At 62.7% G+C, this 19,146-nt stretch carries 8 protein-coding genes; 4 read left to right on the forward strand and 4 right to left on the reverse strand.

The annotated features are described in order from the left end of the window. Window positions 1-3,988, reverse strand: a 3,988-nt coding sequence (locus THIMADRAFT_RS22625) for a putative Ig domain-containing protein (protein ID WP_040733886.1), incomplete at its 3' end; no start/stop codon positions are given. 1,499 nt (window positions 3,989-5,487) lie between these two features. Between THIMADRAFT_RS22625 and THIMADRAFT_RS22630 the strand changes: the two genes are divergently transcribed. Both THIMADRAFT_RS22630 and ubiT read left to right on the forward strand, forming a co-directional pair. Beyond that, the gene (locus THIMADRAFT_RS22630) at window positions 5,488-6,285 is read left to right on the forward strand and encodes a lytic transglycosylase domain-containing protein (RefSeq protein ID WP_083829369.1); all 798 of its coding nucleotides are present in this window, start codon (window positions 5,488-5,490) and stop codon (window positions 6,283-6,285) included. Window positions 6,286-6,373: 88 nt separating this feature from the next. Next, window positions 6,374-6,838: a ubiquinone anaerobic biosynthesis accessory factor UbiT gene (ubiT, locus tag THIMADRAFT_RS22635; protein WP_007195464.1), complete on the forward strand. Its 465-nt coding sequence runs from the start codon at window positions 6,374-6,376 to the stop codon at window positions 6,836-6,838. Between the two features lie 229 nt (window positions 6,839-7,067). Here ubiT and ubiV read toward each other — a convergent pair whose 3' ends face one another. The 3 genes from ubiV to THIMADRAFT_RS22650 are packed head-to-tail and all read right to left on the reverse strand — an operon-like array spanning window position 7,068 to window position 10,004. Next, window positions 7,068-7,997 (reverse strand): ubiquinone anaerobic biosynthesis protein UbiV, encoded by a 930-nt coding sequence (gene ubiV / locus THIMADRAFT_RS22640; RefSeq protein WP_007195465.1) that lies wholly within the window; start codon window positions 7,995-7,997, stop codon window positions 7,068-7,070. Window positions 7,998-8,015: 18 nt separating this feature from the next. Beyond that, window positions 8,016-9,011 carry a ubiquinone anaerobic biosynthesis protein UbiU gene (gene ubiU / locus THIMADRAFT_RS22645; RefSeq protein ID WP_007195466.1) on the reverse strand — a complete coding sequence of 332 codons (996 nt, stop codon included), beginning with the start codon at window positions 9,009-9,011 and terminating at the stop codon, window positions 8,016-8,018. A gap of 18 nt (window positions 9,012-9,029) precedes the next feature. After that, window positions 9,030-10,004, reverse strand: a complete 975-nt coding sequence (locus THIMADRAFT_RS22650) for a TIGR01212 family radical SAM protein (RefSeq protein WP_040733889.1) — start codon at window positions 10,002-10,004, stop codon at window positions 9,030-9,032. A 1,184-nt stretch (window positions 10,005-11,188) separates the two neighbouring features. On the opposite strand from THIMADRAFT_RS22650, the gene THIMADRAFT_RS22655 reads away from it, so the two are divergent. After that, window positions 11,189-17,743 carry a malectin domain-containing carbohydrate-binding protein gene (locus tag THIMADRAFT_RS22655; protein WP_007195468.1) on the forward strand — a complete coding sequence of 2,185 codons (6,555 nt, stop codon included), beginning with the start codon at window positions 11,189-11,191 and terminating at the stop codon, window positions 17,741-17,743. A gap of 226 nt (window positions 17,744-17,969) precedes the next feature. Next, entirely contained in the window at window positions 17,970-19,130 is a 1,161-nt protein-coding gene (locus tag THIMADRAFT_RS25125) for a glycosyltransferase family 4 protein (RefSeq protein ID WP_007195469.1), read from the forward strand. The last annotated feature ends 16 nt before the right edge of the window (window positions 19,131-19,146 follow it).

The following is a 19,146-nucleotide window of genomic DNA, read 5'->3' on the forward strand; positions in this document are numbered from 1 at the left end:
CCGCCAGCAGCTTTGCCGCCGGGGTGAGCCGCAGCACGCCCTCGGTCGCGAGCGCGGCGCCGTTGAGTTGCCAGCCCGCAACGTCGGCGAAGTCCGGATAGTCCAGGACGACCCCGCCGCCGGTCGCCGTCACGCTCCAGACAAAGCCGGCCGTGACCGTCTCGAGTCCGTCGCTGACCGATACCGTGACCGGGTAGTCGCCGGCATCGGCGGTGATGATGCCGGCGATCAGGCCCTCGGAGGAGATGGTCAGCCCGGCGGGTAGACCGAAGGCGTCGAAGGTCAGGGCGTCGCCGTCCGGATCGCTGGCCTGGACCTGCAGGGACACGCTCGTGCCGGTCGCGTCGGAGCGATCGCCCGGATCGCTCAGCAGCGGCGCACGGTTGGTCGGCGCGGCCGCGGCGGTTGCGAAATAGAACCCCTCCACGTCGTGATTGTTGACCTTGCCGCCGGTGCCGGCGGTAAAGCCCACGTAGGCCTGCGGGCCGACCACGCCAAGCAGGTCGAGGGCGGCGCTCATGACCGGGGCGGACGGCTTCGTCCCCGGCGTCTCGGCGAGATAGACCGCGAGGATCCCGCTCGGGGCATCGTAGTCCACCCACAGGGTATGCAGCAGGCCGTCCTGTAGATCGAAGGCGGGGGAGAACTCGGCCTGTTGGACCGCCACGCTGCCGTCGAGGAGTACCGCCAGGTGATTGGCGTCGGGATCGGCGGTGTTGCGGCTCTTGAAGGTATCGATCTCCACGGCCAGGCTGGCGGGGATGCCGGCATAACCGAGGCCGGTACCGAGACTGCCGAGGGCGGTCGGGGCGGTGCCCTGGACGACGAAGGTCAGACCGTCGGCGCCGTCGAGCGCCCCGTGCACGCGAAAGTCCAGGCGAGCGGAGAACGAGGTGTCGGCGTCGATATCCAAGGCGGTGGCATGGAAGGCGGAGCCCGCCAGCAGCTTTGCCGCCGGGGTGAGCCGCAGCACGCCCTCGGTCGCGAGCGCGGCGCCGTTGAGTTGCCAGCCCGCAACGTCGGCGAAGTCCGGATAGTCCAGGACGACCCCGCCGCCGGTCGCCGTCACGCTCCAGACAAAGCCGGCGTCGGCGGTGTCGATGCCGTCGCTCACGACGACCAAGACCGAATAGTCTCCGATGGCGTCGGTGCGGATGGTTCCGTTGATCAGGCCGGTTGTCGGTTCGATGTTTAGACCCGGCGGCAGGCCGGCCGCGCTGTAGGTCAGCGGGTCGGCATCCGGGTCGAAGGCCTCGATTTGAACTGATACGGTTGCCCCGGCTTTGCTGGTCTGCGCCTCAGGTGTGCTTACTGTCGGCGGCAGATTTCCCGGCTCCCCGATCGTCCACGCGAATGTCTCGGAGTCCCGACCGCCCAATGGATCCTCGACAGTAACCGTGACGTTGTAGATGCCTCGTGCACCGAGCCCCACAGTGCCGATGATCAAGCCGTAGTCGTCCATGGTCAAACCTGGCGGCAACTGGTCGAAGGTCCATGTAAGGGGATCGTTCTCCGGATCCGTCGCGAGCAGTTGGAGACTGACTTGGTCGCCCTCGTCGTTGCTCCGGTCACCGGGATGACTTAGGTTGGGAGGCTGATTCGGCATGCCGTCGATCCAATCGCGAAAGACCTCGGTTGCCTGGGCATCGGCGAGATGCTTAGCGAGAGGAGGCATCATCAGGGTTGGATCGATACTCTCGAGTCGAAGCCAGGCAGCGGATGTCAGGTGGCTTCCGGGTGTGATGACACGGAGGTTCGGATCGCCGAGATCGTCTGACAGGTTGCCGCCGATCATTCCAGTGTCGTTCAGATCCAGCGACGACAGCAGCCGACCGTCCCAGATGGCTCGTCCGGCGGCGCCGTCCGGCCCGCGATGACAACCGGCGCAGTTGCTGTCGAGATATGACCTGGCGCGATGCTCCAATGTCGCGGTTTCGTCATCCAAAGCGGCGGATGTCAGAACCGTTGAGAGATTGATCTCGGCCTCCTCCAGACTGGGACTGAGAAGCCCAAGGTGATTAAGCGTGACTAGTTGATTGGCCGTCCGGCCGGTCTGCGAATAGGTGACACTGCGATTCAGCTGACGGGTCTTGGGTCCGAGTACGAATTCGAGATGGGTATGGCAGAGGATGCACTGTGTCCGGGACGGGTAGTCCCACTCATAAGTCCATCCGTCCGCACCGCCGACGTCGATGATCTCTGTCGCTCCCGTCGACCCGACCAGGATGGCGTCAGAACCGTCGGGAAGCCAGGAGTAGGTGATTCCGTACCAATCGCCGTCTTCACCGTGAACCAGGAATCGAGTCTCGGTCGGCCGAGCCGTCGACGGGTCGGGATTCACCGGGTCTGAGGGAAGCTCGAAATGCTTGACCACGACGCTGCCGATCGGAAATCCCCATTGGCCTTCTTCCGAGAAGGCGATCCGCTCCCCGGGCGTGTCGTGAGTGCCGTCGTTGGGAACCACCAGGAAGCGGTACTTGAAGGCAGCATCGGACCAAAGAGGGCTGTTGAGGTCGTAGGGGATTACGCCCGGAGCAGGCTGCAGGTCCGCGGGACCTCCTATATTCTGGCTGTTCGGGAGGTTCTCGAACACGCCCGTCTCAGACAAACGGAACGGCGGCTCCGCGACCGGAGCACCGCTTCGCGCAAGCCTTTGCAGAGGCCCCGTGCCCAACACGTCTCCGAGATAGATCTCTCCGTCATTGTCCTCGCCAAACGTGGCGAGCTGCTTCGGGGTGAAGGTGGTAAGCACCTCTTTCGTTGCCGTGGTGCTTCCCGGGGGCAAGTCGACGGCCCATATGGTGTCGGTCACATAGTCGCCCGCGATGTAACGCCCTCTGAGCTCGGGGAAGCGGCTGCCGCGATAGACATATCCACCAATGATGGCGCGCGCCTCTGTGCGGACGAAATCGATGACCGGATCAGTCAAAATCCCGAGTATGGTGGCGGGAGTGTCGCCCGGGCCTTCCGTCAATCCTTCACGGAAGGGCCAGCCGAAGTTGCACCCACTGCATAAGACATTGATTTCTTCGCGCGTCTGATGGCCGACTTCGCCGAGCCACAGTCGGCCGTTTGCGGGATCAAGCGCGAGCCGATGCGGAGCGCGATGGCCGATGCTGAAATATTCCTCGAAACTATTGGCTCGGCCGACCCAGGGATTGTCGTCCGGAACGCAATAGAGTCGGCCTGAGACCTCATCGTCGTTGCCCGTGACGGATTGCAGGAATCGAGGTGCGATATGGCTACCGACAGGGCAATCCCAGGTCCCATCGCCGTTGTCATCGATGTCGACGGCGAGTCGCATGACGCCGCCCTGTAGATTGTTCTCGATGTCTTGGGCGGTGTCCTGACGCCTTTGTTCTCCGATGGTAAGATAAAGACGCCCGTCGTTTCCGAATGTCATTCCGCCGCCGCGATGGGTGTTATTGGTCAAACGGATGTTGAGTAGAACCTCTTCGGACAGAGGGTCTCCGATCAAGATGTCGGTCTGGGCATCATAGACTTCGTAGCGTGCCAGTCTCAAATAAACACCAAAGAAGCCGCTGTTGGGTCCGGTATTGTCGCGAGGGTAATTGTTGAAACAATTGCTGAGGTCAACGCCCGCCTGGGTCGCATCGTAAGGGCAGTGTGAAGAGTAAAACGTGTAGAACGTGCGCTCGAAAGGGTGTCCCGGTTTGCCGAAATCGGGATGAAAGACCATACCCAGGAATCCACCGTCCCAGACCACTGCCACGCGATCCCTGAGATCCATGAATGGATCCTTAGTCACGGCCTCGGGGACATTGTTGAATGACTCGATCACTCCGTCCCGGGACCCCACATAGAGTCGGTTGTCGTTGGGATTCGGCGCGATGACCGTCGTGTTGGTCACTGCGATATGCGGGAATGCGTCCTCGACGTGCCAATCGTTGCCTGCAGTCGGGGTCGTCGACGGGAATGCGCCGTTGACGAAGGGGCCGATGGCTGCGGGTTGATCGATCCCGGTCACTTGACCTGACGCAGATGCTGTTATCAGAAGAATCAACCAACCGACCAAAAGAGTCAGTGGAGAACTCAGCGATTTTCGTCTATTGCACTGCGGGAAGAAGTGAGTTGGCACAACAAAAACTCCTTATACTGCGGTTGTTTGTGTCGGTTTCATGGTCGCACCGCGTCGAGGCACGGCTCCTCGGGGTGGTGCTTGAGCTAAGGACCAGAGGCCGCCGCTTCTGTGATCGTTCGCCGTGCCGCCGAGGCGTTTCTTTTTTTCGCTGGGATCAGGCCCGCCCCGCCTTCGAGTGGTGGAGGTGCCGCAAATTTTCCGATTGATCATTTCCGCAAAAAGAGATGCCAGGATCTGTCTGCTCAAAGACGGGAGGCTCGGTTTTGGAATCCGCGCGCCGTTATCGACTGAACCCAGGGCCAAGGGGGATGTCGTGCTGCCGCGTTTCAGGTCCTCAATGTGCCGACCGAGAGTGCGGATGTTGGGGTGCAACCCCCGCACCGGCACCGATAGCCCGTTTCGGGCCGTTTCCTGAATTCCGGGCTAGCCAAAGACGCCGCTAGTAGTATGCCGGTCTCATCTACTGTTCGCTTTTGGCGAGTTTAGCGCAACGGGTTGGGGTTTGCCTATAATTGCCCCCGAGGTCCACTACCAACCGATAGGGTGGCCCGAGGCGTACCGCCGCATGCGCGATCAGTGCGTGTCCGACCGGACCAAGGCCGTGATCCCCTAGCGCCCGGTTGGCGAGTCGGGGACATTGCCGACGCGCTCCTTGATGCCATTTAATAGTGCGCACTCAAATCTAAAGCGTTGTCGGCCCCGTAGCCTCGGTATGGAAGTGGCGCTATAGATCAGAGATAGAGTCTCCGATAGAGTATGACGTTGCGCCCGCAATGTGCCGATTTTCCTCCGTTATGGCGTTGCGACGATGGTCACACCGGAAACCGCTTCTTCACTTTTTGCCCTCTTCAGCCTCCTCGGAGACACGCGTGACGTTTCTCGGCGTCGAGTCGATCCGATAAGTATGGTGATCATTGTCATCGACGCAATGGGGTGCCGGACCAAAGATCGCCGAATAGATCTTCGACGAGGGCGGGAACTACGTACAGGCCCTCAGAGGCAACTAGGGGATACGGGGATGTGGCCATGCGCGAAGACGACTGCCGAGCGCGACGCAAGCCCAATCGAAGGACCGCCCGCGACAGCTCTCGGACGAGCGGAATCGGAGCGTCGCGAGGATGATTCGGGAATACTCACACGTTAAGATCGTATGATGCGTAGGGGTGCGCGGCGATGGAATCGCGTCGACGACCTCCAGGAACCGGGGCCGGAGTGCTGCCGATGGGGCGGAGGCTCCGACAACACTTGTCGATGCGTGCGCTTTGAAGAGGTTGACGCGGATGTCGGTGAATCGAGATCGGTACCCAATTTGGCTTCTGGCGTTCGGTTTGGCGTTGGCTGCGGGGCATTCCAGCGCGAGTCCGTCGCAGACGACCGGCGGCCCGATGCGCGCCAAGGCTGTCGTTGGCAACACCGCCCTCGTCACCGATGCGACCTCCGACCGCAAGACCGCCGAAGCGGTCCCGAATTCGTTGCCTATCCCCCCCCGAACCGCGCCGCCGTCCCGGCAGCAGGTCAACGCGACGATCGAGCATTTTGCCAGGAAGTACAGGCTCGATCTCGATCTCGTACACGCGTTGATCAATGCCGAGTCAGCCTACGACGCACATGCGGTCTCGCGCGCCGGCGCGGTGGGGCTAATGCAAGTGATGCCTGCCACGGGCGCCGACTATGGTGTAACGTCGGTCGATGCACTCTTTGATCCGGCAACCAATTTGCATACCGGAATGAGACACCTCAGACGTCTCCTCGATAAGTACGACTCCATCGGACAAGCGGTCATGGCCTACAACGCCGGTGAAGGCGCGCTGGAGCGCGGCGGCGGATTTGTCGCCTATCCCGAGACGCAGCGCTATACCCATGCCGTTCTGGTCTCCTACCTCCGGAAGAAGGGGGTTCTACCCTACTCGGTGCAGGCGCGGCAGGTTCTCGGGATGGATGTGACCCCGGAAATGGCACAAGCCTCGGGGGCGAAGAAAAAGAGCGGTCGGGGTGCGGCAGACTCGAAAACCGGGTCAGCCGACGAAGCCCCGCGACGTGCACCGGCGACACGCTTGAAATCTCGCCTCTCGCCCGGGTTGTCGCATGAATCCGAAGGAGGAGTCTCAGCTCCCGCCTCTCGCCCGATCTCTCATGGTGTCTTGGACCGGAATCTGTCGCGCTTTTCCGTTGGGGGTAGATGACGAGCTGCCGACAGTCGCGCAAAAAAACACGCCGGCTGAGTATAATCCTCGGCTGCCCGATCATCTTTAGCGCGACGAGAACCCGGATATGCCCTCTGCTCAACGTTTGTTGTTTCCCTTGACCTTCCCGCTACGCCTGATCCCGAGTGTTTTGCACAGCCAAACGCTGGCGACCCTTTTGAACCAGGTCATGAAGGAGTCGCTCGCGGAAGGCGAGCTGGATTTTCTGGACGGTCGTCGGGTCGGTATCGAGATCGACGATATCGGGGTTCGTTACTGTCTGGGTGTGAGCGGCGGTCATATTCGTGGATACGGCAAGGACTTGCCGCCGGATGCGAGCGTTGCCGGCGGTTTACGCGAGTTTATGCTGTTGGCCGCGCGGCGCGAGGATGCGGATACGCTGTTCTTCCAGCGCCGGTTGCGGATGTCCGGGGATACGGAGCTTGGGCTCTACCTGAAGAATTTTCTGGATGCTTTCGAGCCGCCCGCGCGCTGGGCGCCGCTCACGCGGGCGCTCGATCGCATGGCGGGGCTGCGTTTTCCGGGGCATTGAGCGTCGCTGCCGGGTGCTTTCGCCGGTTGTACTCAGGACGGTTGTGCTCAGGAAAGGAGGCACGAGTTGCTCCGACGGTTCTTTGTGCCTCGTACGGCTCGCCACAACCTCCTGCTCAATCGACACCCTAAGGAACTCGTGACACCCGCTCCGCGGTGTCACGCATGCCCCGTGGCGCTCTGCGCCACGTGCCGCGATGGCAGGCGTTACACCGAGCGGATCGACGAATCTAAAGCCGCCGCTCCACGGGGCTGTTGGCGATCCCGGCCTGGCCTGTCCAATACCCGTCGCAGAGGCCCGAGGGAGTCCAGTCGCGCAGTTTCGACATGCCGGTCGCGAGATCCATGTCGCCGGCCAGACAGGCGGCGAAGACGTCGATGATGCCCGCGGTGTGTTGGGACTGCGGGCTGATGCGCAGCAGATCCACACCCATGCGCGCGACCTCCTGGAGCGACGGCAGCAGGTTGTGGGTGCCGGCCGATTGAGTCTGGATCCCGTTGAGCGCCAGGAAGGGTTCGCCGTCCTGTGTCGCGACCAGCAGCCCATCCGGGTAGTCGGCGCAGCAGAACCGGCAGTCGTCCTTGGGCAGATCGCGGTTGTAGGCGGTGAAGCAGCGCGCTGAGTAGGCCAGCGGCAGGCGCCCGAACGCGAACAGCTCGCACTCCACGCCGTCCGCGCGCGCAGCCAGCAGGTCGGCGGCGGTCTCGCGGCCGAGCTCCACCGGCAGGACCCAGCGTTTCAGCCCGCGGGCGACGAGGAAGGACAGGGTGCGCTGATTGTAGAGGTTGATCGAGTGACCGGCCACGAAGGGGCGCCCTTCGAGAAATTCGAGTGCGCCGAGGTCGTTGGCCTCGACGAGAAAGCGCTCGTCGGTACAGATACGTTTGAGGGTCTTGAGCTCGCCGTCGGATTCGATCAACGCCAGGGTCGAGATGACCGCCTGCTTGCCCGCGGCAACGATCCGCTCGGCCAGCTCCCAGTAATCCTCCGGGCGCAACAGTCGGCGCTTCGAGCAGACGGTCTCTCCGAGGTAGACGACGTCGACCGGGGTTTCGAGCATCTCGGCATAGAAGTCGAGGACCTGCTCGCGCGGCCAGTGGTAGAGGATCGGGCCGAGTGAGAGGCGCGGGCGTGGCGATTGGCTCTGCATGGAATCCATTGTCATCGTCGTTTCGGTTTAATGCCAAGGCCGGTGATAGGGGCCGATGGTCGTCTGCGCGCCTTCCGAGACCTGGGCAAGGATCTGATGCCAGCTCTCCTTCGCGCGAAACGCCTGCGGGTTGCGCTTGCAGGCATCGATTGCCTCTCGCCAGACGCGGGTGACCTGCGAGACATAACGGGTGCTGCGCTGACGCCCTTCGAGCTTGATGGCGCTCACGCCGGCCGAGAGGATTCCGGGCAGGATGTCGAGCGTATTCAGGCTGGTCGGCTCCTCGATGGCATGACGGATCTCGCCTTCAACGGTGAAGCGTCCCTTGCAGAGCGTCGGATAACCGGCCGGCTCGCCGTGTCCGCGTCGCTCGATGAGGACGCCGCCGAGCCGCGTCTCCTGACCCTGCGGGGTGTCGCGCCACTCCACGTGCGCGGCCGGCGAGCAGGCGCCGTAGGTGTTGGGCGACTGACCGCTGGCATAGGAGGAGAGCAGGCAGCGGCCCTCGACCATGACGCAGAGGCTGCCGAATCCGAAGATCTCGACCGGGACCTCGACGTTCTCGATGAGGTTCGCGACCTGGGCGAGCGAGAGCACGCGCGGCACCACGACGCGACGGATCCCGAAATGGCGATGCATGAAGCCGATCGCCGCCGGGTTGGTCGCCGAGCCCTGCACCGAGAGATGCAGATTGAGGTTGGGATGACGCTCGGCGGCATAGTCGAGTACGCCCATGTCGGCAAGGATCAGGGCATCGACGGCCAGGTCCGCGGCACGGTCGACCGCGTCCGTCCAACGTGACCAGCCGTTCGGCTGCGCGTAGGTGTTCACGGCGACGAAGACCTTGACCTTGCGGTCGCGGGCGTACTTCAGACCCTCGCGGATCTGTTTCTCGCCGAAGTTCAGGCCGGCGAAGTGACGGGCATTGGTGTCGTCGCGAAACCCGATATAGACGGCATCGGCGCCGTTGTCGACGGCGGCCTTGAGCGACGGCAGATTGCCGGCGGGACAGACGAGCTCCATACAGGGGGTCTCCGAGGGTCAGGCTGTGCTTGCAAGTTTTGGATGGGACGCGGGCGCGGCATGATCGCCTTGGCGCGATCCCCGTCGGTAAAGCTCCGCCTCGATGGCGTTCAGAACCGCCCATTTGCGGTTGCACCACCCGGGCGCGAGCAGGATGTCGCGCGAGGCGGTACCGGTGAGGCGATGAAAGGTCACCTCGGGCGGCGTGCGCTCGACCAGGTCGGCGCAGATAGTCACGTAGTCGTCGAGCGCCAGCGGCGTATAGTCGCCGCGTCGCCAGTCGATGGCCAAGCGGGTTTGGCGCACGACATGCAGCGGGTGGATCTTCAATCCCTCCACACCGAGCTCGAGTACCCGCTCCAGGCTCGACAAGGCCGCGTCGCGCCCCTCGCCCGGGAGCCCGACGATCAGGTGTGCGCAGACCGGAATGCCGCGACGCCGTGCGGCGGCAACGGCGGTTCGAAAGTCCGCGAACCCGTGCCCGCGATTGACCCGCTCGAGCGTGCGGTCGTCCGCCGACTGAAGGCCCAGCTCAAGCCAGATCTCCTTGCCGCGGGCGCGATAGCGGGCGAGCAGGTCCAACACCGCTTCCGGCACACAGTCCGGACGTGTACCGACCGAGAGCCCGATCACGTCCGGGTGCACGAGTGCGGCGTCGTAGCGCTCGCGCAGCGTTTCGACCGGATCGTAGGTATTGGTATAGGCCTGAAAGTAGGCCATAAAGCGCCGCGCCCTGGTGCGTTTGGCGATCACGGCACGCCCGGCATCGAGCTGCTCCGCAATCGGGGCCGGTGCCTTGGCGTTGGGGCTGAAAGAGACGTTGTTGCAGAAGGTGCAGCCGCCGATGCCTTTTTGGCCGTCGCGATTGGGGCAGGTAAACCCCGCGTTCAGGGCAAGCTTGTGCACCCGCTGACCATAACGGCTCAACAGATACTGACCGAAGGTGTTGACGCGAGCGCTGAGGGTGCGGTGTTGCGGGTAGAGAGAGGCCATTCCATGCACCTTAACTGACTCGATCTCGGGCATGTTTGACATGAATCAAAGAAAGGTTACATGGCTTGCGGTTACGCTAAGTATTTATTCGGAGTGTGCGCGATAGAAGATCCTGATAGTCTTCGAGCGTCTCCGAAAAGATCGGAAGAATCCTTGAGCCCCCGATGACGCATTTCACTCTGGATGCGGTTCAGCGGTCCCCTACGGCGAGTGTCGGCGCGCGCGACGACGCGTACGCAAGAAGAGCGTCCGACAGGTAGACGGGTCGTTTAGTCGAAGGCCTTCGCCGGACCCGTCCGAAACGGGGTGAATCAGGTTCGTGGAAGGTGATCGCTCCCATCCTGGCGGACGAATTCACGAGCGAGACTCGACACGATGTTCGTTGCGGTCGAGCGGTGCCTACGACCGGATTGTGCCGCAGAATCAAGACATTTCCGAACACGATGAGGGTGTACGGACCCTTAACTTCGGTGAATTCCGGAAACCGTCAAATCGGGGGAAATTGTGCCGATCCGTGCGGGTCACAACGACACGTCGGCGCAAGTTGTGCTTCCTAATCGTCAGCACAACCTACGGTATGGAACGTTGCGGAAATCGCCTCAAAATTGCGGTGTCGGCGAGAAACGCATTCCTGGTTTCCGTCCCAGCCTTGCCGGGTATCGAACGCGCAGGAGATCCACCCGAGGCGATGTAACACGGCCGGCGGGTGAAGGCGACCTTGAATCGCCTTCCAGCCAAACCACGATGTCATTGGCCGCTAGGGGCCTCGACCATCTTTTCGGCCACATTGGCAGTGCCTAGGTCGCCGCCCGCGACCGCTTGGGTACGCCGGATTCATCCGGCTCGCCGGGGTACGGGCGCCTTCAGTCGCCCGATCGCTCCCGCGCGGCGGACTGAAATCCGCGTCCCCGGGGTTTCCGTCTGGTTGGGGTAACCCGAGAGGCCTGAACGAAACAATGACCAAAGCCCCGCTCGGCAACGTCCTCAGCCCTCCCGCCGGAGGCGACGATTGAAGTGGACCGGGAATTGCTTGCATGTGCGACGGGGCGCTGCTCGCAAGTGTGTGTCTGCCTCCGATGCATTCCGATTTTCCTCGAAACAAGCCTAAGCAGCTTGCTCTAGCCTGACTGATGGAAAAAATAGGCGCGATGTAGTAGCCGAAACTTCGGTAGGGAGCAGATCACATGAGTAATTTTTTAAGCTTATCGATCGGCGAAAGGGCGACATGCCAAGGTCCCCGATTCTCGGGTTCCGACACCGAGGCACGACGAAGCGTCGGTTATCGCGCTGGCGGCATATTGCGGCGCGTCATCACATCCATTGCCACTCTCGTCGTTGCCGCCACGCTGGTCGCCATCCCGGTCCGCCTTGCTGCGGCAGCCGAAGCAATCTCGTTCGGATCGAGTGGCTTGGCCGGGACGTCGGTATTTAAACCGACATCGCTTCAGTGGGGACCCGACGATCGTCTCTATGTGGCCCAACAAGACGGCACGATCCAGATCTACTCGGTCCAACGAAACGGCCCCAACGATTACTCGGTGACCGATCTCGAGGTCATCACGGCCATCAAGGAGATGGCCAACCACAACGACGACGGCACGGTGGCGGATCTGGGCAAGCGCCAGGTGACCGGCATCTACGTTACCGGCACCCCGACCGAACCAGAGATCTACGTGGCCTCGAGCGACCCGCGTATCGGCGCAGGCAGCAGTGGAACGGACAAAAATCTCGACACCAACTCGGGGGTTCTGTCTGTGCTGAACCAGACCGCTGACGGCTGGACCAAGACAGACCTCGTCCGGGGCCTGCCCCGCAACGAGGAGAACCACTCCAGCAATGGGATGGTGATCGACGGCACCACGCTCTACCTTGCCCAGGGTGGCCACACCAATATGGGCGGCACCTCGAACAACTTCGCGTTCCAGAAAGAGTACGCCCTTTCGGCCGCTATTCTGGCCATCGACCTCTCTGCCATCACGTCGCCTCCGTACGATCTGCCCACGCTCGACGACCCCGATCGTGACGGCGTGAACGATGCCAACGATCCATTCGGTGGCAACAACGGTTTAAATCAAGCAATCCTCGATCCCTTCGGCCCCGTGCAGATCCACTCGCCGGGCTATCGCAACGCCTATGACGTGATCATCACCGAATCGGGCCGGATGTACACGTTCGACAACGGCCCGAATGCCGGCTGGGGCGACATCCCGATCGGCGACGGGCCGGATGGCCTGTGCACCGACGAGATCAGCGAGCCCGGGGTGACCCATCCAGACAACCTGCACTTGATCACCGGGCCCGGCTACTACGCCGGGCACCCGAACCCCACCCGGGGCAATCTGGCGAACACGTTCAACGGAGTCTCTCCCGTCCCCGCAGCCAACCCCGTTGAGTGTGACTACCGGATACCCGGTGTCGAGGACGGCGCCCTGATGACCATCAACTCCTCGACCAACGGATTGACCGAGTACACCGCTTCGAACTTCGACGGCGCCATGAAAGGCGATCTTCTCGCCGCGGCATGGCGCGGCTGGGTGCATCGTATCAAGTTGAACGCGTCCGGCGACGCAGTGATCTTCGACGAAGAGCTCTTCTCGAACTTCGGCGTGAAGCCGCTCGACGTCGTGGCTCAGGGCGACGAGGATCCCTTCCCGGGAACGGTCTGGGCAGCCGTCTTCGGCGCGCAGACATTTGAGCCGGCCATCCAGGTCTTCGAGCCCAGCGACTACGACGGTTCCATCGGCCCCGTCTGCACCGGTGAGAACAGGGCCGACCTCGACGAGGACGGCGACGGTTTCGACAACGCCGACGAAATCCTCAACGGAACCGATCCGTGTTCGGGCGCCGACCAACCGCACGACACCGATCGCGACGGCGAATCGGATCTGCTCGATCCCGACGACGACAACGACGGGCTTGCTGACACCTTGGATCGCTTCGCCGTCGACCCCGATAACGGCACCACGACCACCCTCCCGGTCTCCTACACCTGGGACAACGACGCCGCCGTACCCGGCGGCCTGCTGGAGCTTGGATTCACCGGGCTCATGACCAACAGCGTCGACGACTACCTCAACCTCTTCGATCCCGACAACATGACGGGCGGCGGCGCTGCAGGTGTCACCACCGTCGACAGCGTCCCGGCCGGCGACGCCTTAGGCCCAAACAACGACCAGCAATACGGCTTCCAGTTCGGCGTCAACCCCGGTAACTTCGAGGTCTTCACCGCTCACACGGTTATCCTCGCGCCATTCGCAGGGGTGTCGCCCCTCAGGGCCCAGTCGACGGGACTCTTCGTCGGCACCGGGGATCAGGACAACTACGTGAAGATCGTGGTGTCGGCGGCCAACAGTGGGGCCATTGCGGCCCAGGCTGAAATGGACGGCATTGCCGCCACGCCGATGACGGCTCTGGTGGCATTGCCCGGTCCGTCGAGGGTCGATCTCTTCCTCACCATCGATCGAACGGCATCGACCGTGGCCGCGAGCTTCTCCGTCGACGGCGGTCCGATCACTCAGGTCGGAACACCCCAACTGGTGCCGGCATCATGGTTCGACGGCTCCGAGGCCGTCGCTGTCGGCATCATCTCCACCGCTGGCCCCGACGGTGTGTCTTTCCCAGCGACCTGGGGCCTCATCGAGGCACAGCCAGGGCTGCCGACTCCGATGACGCCGGGTGAGGTGTTGTATCGGGTGAATGCCGGTGGTGGGGTGTTGGCATCCTTGGACGCCTCTATGGACTGGTCGGCGGATTTGAGGGTTTCGCCGTCGCCTTATGTGAATGCTTTGGAAACGGGTAACAGGACGGGGAAGACGAACGAGGCGTTCTCGGTGCATTCATCGGTGCCGGCGTCGACGCCGTTGGCGTTGTTCGAGTCGGCCCGGTGGGATCCCAAGCCGCTTCCCGAGATGCGGTGGAGTTTTCCGGTCTCGGGCGGGGGGCCTTACGAGGTCCGGTTGTACTTCGCGGAAATGTTCGATAAGACCCAGGAGGTCGGGGCTCGGACGTTTGATGTCACCATCGAGGGTCAGTTGGTGCTTGAGGAGTACGACATCTATGCCGATGTGAGCGGGTACACGGCGGTGATGAAGAGTTTCACGGTGGACAGTGACGACTCGTTGGACGTGTCGATCCTGTTCGAGCATTGGGTGGAAAATCCTGAGATCCGCGGGATCGAGATTCTCGCGGCGGGTGGAGAGGAGCCGCCGCCGGCCAATGCTGATCCGGTGCTGGAGTCGGTGGCCGATCAGTTGTCGGTCGATGGAGATGTCGTATCTGTGCCGGTGACGGCGTCGGATGCGGACGGGGACACGTTGTCGTTCATGGCGGCGGGTTTGCCTGCTGGCGTGTCGATCGATTCCTCGTCGGGTTTGATCTCGGGGACATTGGGGTCGGATGCGAGTGTCTTCTCGCCGTATGCGGTCTCCGTTGCGGTGTCCGACGGTGCGGGTGGTGCGGACACGACGTCATTCTCATGGGTAGTGTCCCCGGTCGACGACCCGGTGACGCCGGGCGAGGTGTTGTATCGGGTGAATGCCGGTGGTGAGGCGTTGGTCTCGTTGGATGCCGCTATGGGCTGGTCGGCGGATTTGAAGGCTTCGCCGTCGCCGTATGTGAATGCTTTGGAAACGGGTAACAGGACGGGGAGGACGAACGAGGCGTTCTCGGTGCATTCATCGGTGCCGGCGTCGACGCCTTTGGCCTTGTTCGAGTCGGCCCGGTGGGATCCCGAACCGCTTCCCGAGATGCGGTGGAGTTTCCCGGTCTCGGGCGGGGGGCCTTTCGAGGTCCGGTTGTACTTCGCGGAAATGTTCGATAAGACCCAGGAGGTCGGGGCTCGGACGTTCGATGTCACCATCGAGGGTCAGGTGGTGCTTGAGGAGTACGACATCTATGCCGATGTGAGCGGGTACACGGCGGTGATGAAGAGTTTCACGGTGGACAGTGACGACTCGTTGGACGTGTTGATCCAGTTCGGTCATGAGGTGCAGAATCCCGAGATCCGCGGGATCGAGATTCTCGCGGCTGGTGGCGAGGAGCCGCCGCCCGTTGATTCGGTGATGGTCGGCATCGCCGACGCGGCGACCGTGCAGGAGAGCGGCGACAGTGGCAGCACCATTCTCGACTTCCCGCTGACCGCCTCGGGTGGCTTCACCGGTACCGTCACGGTCAGCTACAGCGCCGGCGGCGCCAGCTTCACGGCGCAAGTGAGCTTCGCGACCGGCTCGGCCACTCTGCCGGTCGCCGTAGCCAACGACGACGTCGACACCGGGCCGACCACCGTCGATGTCACCCTAGGCGGCGTCGGCGGATCGGCCGGAACCAGCTTCGAAATCAACGCCTCCGCCAACTCCGCCTCGGGCATCGTGGAGGAGGACGACGAGGCATCGCCGCCGCCCGAAGGACCGAAGGGTCCGTTGGTCTTTGCGGTGAACGCGGGCGGGCCGTCGGTGACGGACACGTCCGGGATCGTCTACGAAGCCGATGTTAACGCGAGCTGGATTGGATCCAATGCCTACCTAGACGGCGCCTCTCCGAGGGACGGCCCGGCGCCGGACGGCGACTATACCGGCGACGGCAACGCCGATGGCGACGACGCGACGTATGCCACCGAGCGCTTCGGCGGCGCGGACGGCGGGTCGGTCACCTTTACCCGCGGTGGGATCACGCAAGGTGACTACATCCTGACCCTGAAGTTCGCCGAGATCTGGGACCCGCTCGGTACCAGCGGCGCCGGTTCCCGCGTCTTCGACGTCATCGTGAACGGCCAGCTTGTGATCGACGACCTCGAGCTCATGGCAGTCGCCGGCCTCAACAATGCCTACGACGTCGATGTCCCGGTCACCATCGGTGCGGACGGCCTGCTGAGCGTCACCGGCAGCGCCTCTTCGAACGCCGCCAAGTTCAGCGCCATCGCCCTGTACCAGGCCGTCCCGCCGTCGGATACGATCCCTCTTGATGTCTTTGAGGCCATCGGGGCGGAGACACCGGACGTTGTCCAGCCGGGAGCGATCGGCTCGGCGGTCATGAAGGTTACGCCGAACACAAACAACGTCCAGATCTCGAACTTCGGCAGCAATTCGTTCACCCTTCAGAACACCGGCGACAAGCGAATTTCGGCCGTGTTCATCGACGCCACCGGCGCGCTCTACTCGGACGTGGTTTTCGATTTGGACGGAAGCGGCGGCGACCACGTCGTTAAGCCGTGGAACTTCGATTCCGGCCAGACGACGGCCGGCGGCGTGGGCACCAGCGAGTACCAGTCGTACTGGCTCCCGGCGCACGATTCGAACGATTTGAACCCGCTATTCGACGATGTCGGCAACAGCGGTCTCGGATCGGACGGCGGCTTTCGCGGCGCTGTCCTGAAGTTTACGACCAATGTCGGGAACGGGTTTGAGAAGGGCGAGACCGTAGGCTTCAGCGGCGATATGGACTCCAACTCGATCGCCGGTTTCTTGAAGCAGACCGTCGACGACAACAGCATCCCGTTATGGGATGTGGGTGGTGTCTCCGGCGCCGAGATGATTGGCTCCAGGATTACGATCCTCTTCACGGACGGCACGACCGCAACGGGTCAGCTCGTCTCCGACGAGACACAGGCCGGTGCCCACGCGCTGATGACCCAAGCGCCCGAAGCAGGTGCCGCTACGGTGAGCGTTAACGGGTTCGAGCCGGGCGAGATCGGCAGTTACGGTGCCGACGTGCCCGAGGTCCTCGTCGGCGGTCCCGCAGGCTCGACGATCCTGGTGACCATGACCAAGGGCATTCAGCCAGTGACGAACACCGTCGCCGATGTGGCATCGATCGTCAACCAGCGGGTCGCGCTGCTGAAGTTTCCGGCAAACAATGCCGTAGAGATCCAAACGGTCCAGATCACGCTGGACGCAAATGAGACATCCCGCAATATCTCGAACCTGTTCGACTACGGCAACGATCCAAACAATTACGCCTTTGACGGCAACACCACGCTGCCGCTCGGTTTCGTAGCCTCCGTTGTGGATCCAATGACCGGACTCGGCACGGGGCCGGTCAGCAAGCCCGTCTATCTCGTCAACAACGGCTTACTCGGAAACAACGGTCTGCTCGGATATTGGGCCTTCGACGAAGGGGAAGGATCAATCGCCAATGACAGCTCCGGGAATGAGAATCACGGTGCCCTGCTCAACGCAGGATGGGCGACTGGACGGATCGGTAATGCACTCAGCCTCAGTGGGTTAAACGACTCATATGTGAGTGTTCCGGCGTCCGCAAGCCTAAACGACGTCGCCGACGCGATCACGGTTATGGCATGGATCTTCCCGACCGACCCGTTTCTTATCGACGTCGACGTCATCGCTCAACGGCAGCTCGGGGATCTCAAACATCCCGATCAGTTCTTTCTTGGGATCGTGCCGATGGACGGCGGCCGAGTCAAGTGGCATTCAAGCACCTTAGACGAAGGTTCTCTGAAGGAAACGGCTGTACATGCAGGTGACCCTCGACCGAATACTTGGTTTCACTTGGCCGGAACCTACGATGGCGAGTTTATGCGCCTGTATATCGACGGGGTTCAAAGCGGTGCGCCCCGCCCATTGACCGGGAACATCTCAGTGGATGACAACGGCCTGATCATTGGCGCAGAAGCCAACGGGGCGACCAAGGAGATCGTCGGAGAGCTCACCGGCCTGATCGACGAGCTCCGCATCTACAATCGCGCATTGAGCGTATCGGAGATCGAACGGCTAATGCATCCTTAGTTCGCATGTCTCTCCGACAGAAGCGCACCGGCGAATCACGGATCAAACAGTCACCGGCCTGGCCCGTTGATTGTCTTGTCGTGACCTTTAGGCGGCACGAAAAAAACGCTCGGCCTCGTGAGCGGTTCCGCACAGACGCTTCGAGCAGCTCACGCATGAAGGCCCCCGGCTTTTCCGGCGGATGGTTTCTCTCTAGACCCAGACTGCGGCGCGATTGGAGCTCAATATGGTCCCGCACGAACGTGTTTCGCCTTCGCCCCGATCCGACACGAATGCCAAGCGGATTCTGCTCATTCAATCCGGGTCTTTCTCTCTCATCAACGCCAGCATACTGAGCGCGCTGACGCGGCAGTATCCAAGTCTCGAAATCGACGTTATCGATATCGTCAAGGAATTCGAAACCGTCAAGTGGCGTAAGATCGCCGCGCTTCCGCATCTGCTGCTAGAGCGCGGGCCGCAGGCGTTCGTCTCGTCGCGGGCGATCCGGTTTCATACGGTCCGGAGCGCGTGGTACGTGGGAATCGTTCGCGAGATCGTCGAACGGCGGCGAGGGAACGCGCCGATCCTGTTTACCTTGCAGACCCAATCCTTGTGCGACGCGTCGCTCGACGACGTGCCGCACTGCATCTACACGGATTTCGCCGCGCTGGGACGCAGGTGGTCTTCATGGCGGGCAGACGACCCGCCGCCTCACCCCCGGTGGTTGGCGCTCGAACGGCAGTTCTACGAGCGTGCCGATCGCGTGTTTACCTTCGGATCGCGCGTGCGCGACCTGATTGCGCACGAATACGGGGCGGGAGCCGAGAAGGTCCGGTGCGTCGGGGCGGGCCCCAACGCCGAAATCCGGCGCGACCGTTCGAATGTCCGCCCGCGGAGCATCCTGTTCATCGGCGTGGAGTGGGAACGCAAGGGCGGCCCGGAGCTGGTCGAGGCATTCGGCCGCGTCCGCGCCGCGCTTCCGGACGCGACCCTGACCATCGTTGGCTGCGCGCCGCGCGTCTCGGGCCCCGGTATCGAAGTCGTTGGGCGACAGCCGCCGGCGAAGATCAGTGACTTCTTCGCCCGCGCCGCCTGTTTCTGCATGCCCTCCCGCCTTGAGCCCTTCGGGATCGTGTATGTGGAGGCACTGCACGCAGGAACTGCGATCGTCGCGAGCGACTGCGGTGATCAGCGCGACGTGGTGCGCGACGGCGAGAACGGGTTCGTCGTGCCCGTCGGCGACGTCGCCGCCCTGGCAGAAGCGCTGATCGACGTTCTGGCCGATCCCGAGCGGTCCGCCGCCATGGGCGCCGCGAGCGCGGCACTCGCTCCGCACTTCACCTGGGACGCGACCGTCAAGCGGATCGTGTCCGAGATGGCGGAAGTGCTGCCGGTCGCCGTGCGCTGATACAGGGAGCAGGTGC

Source organism: Thiocapsa marina 5811, from assembly GCF_000223985.1.
GTDB classification, from domain to species: Bacteria; Pseudomonadota; Gammaproteobacteria; order Chromatiales; family Chromatiaceae; genus Thiocapsa; species Thiocapsa marina.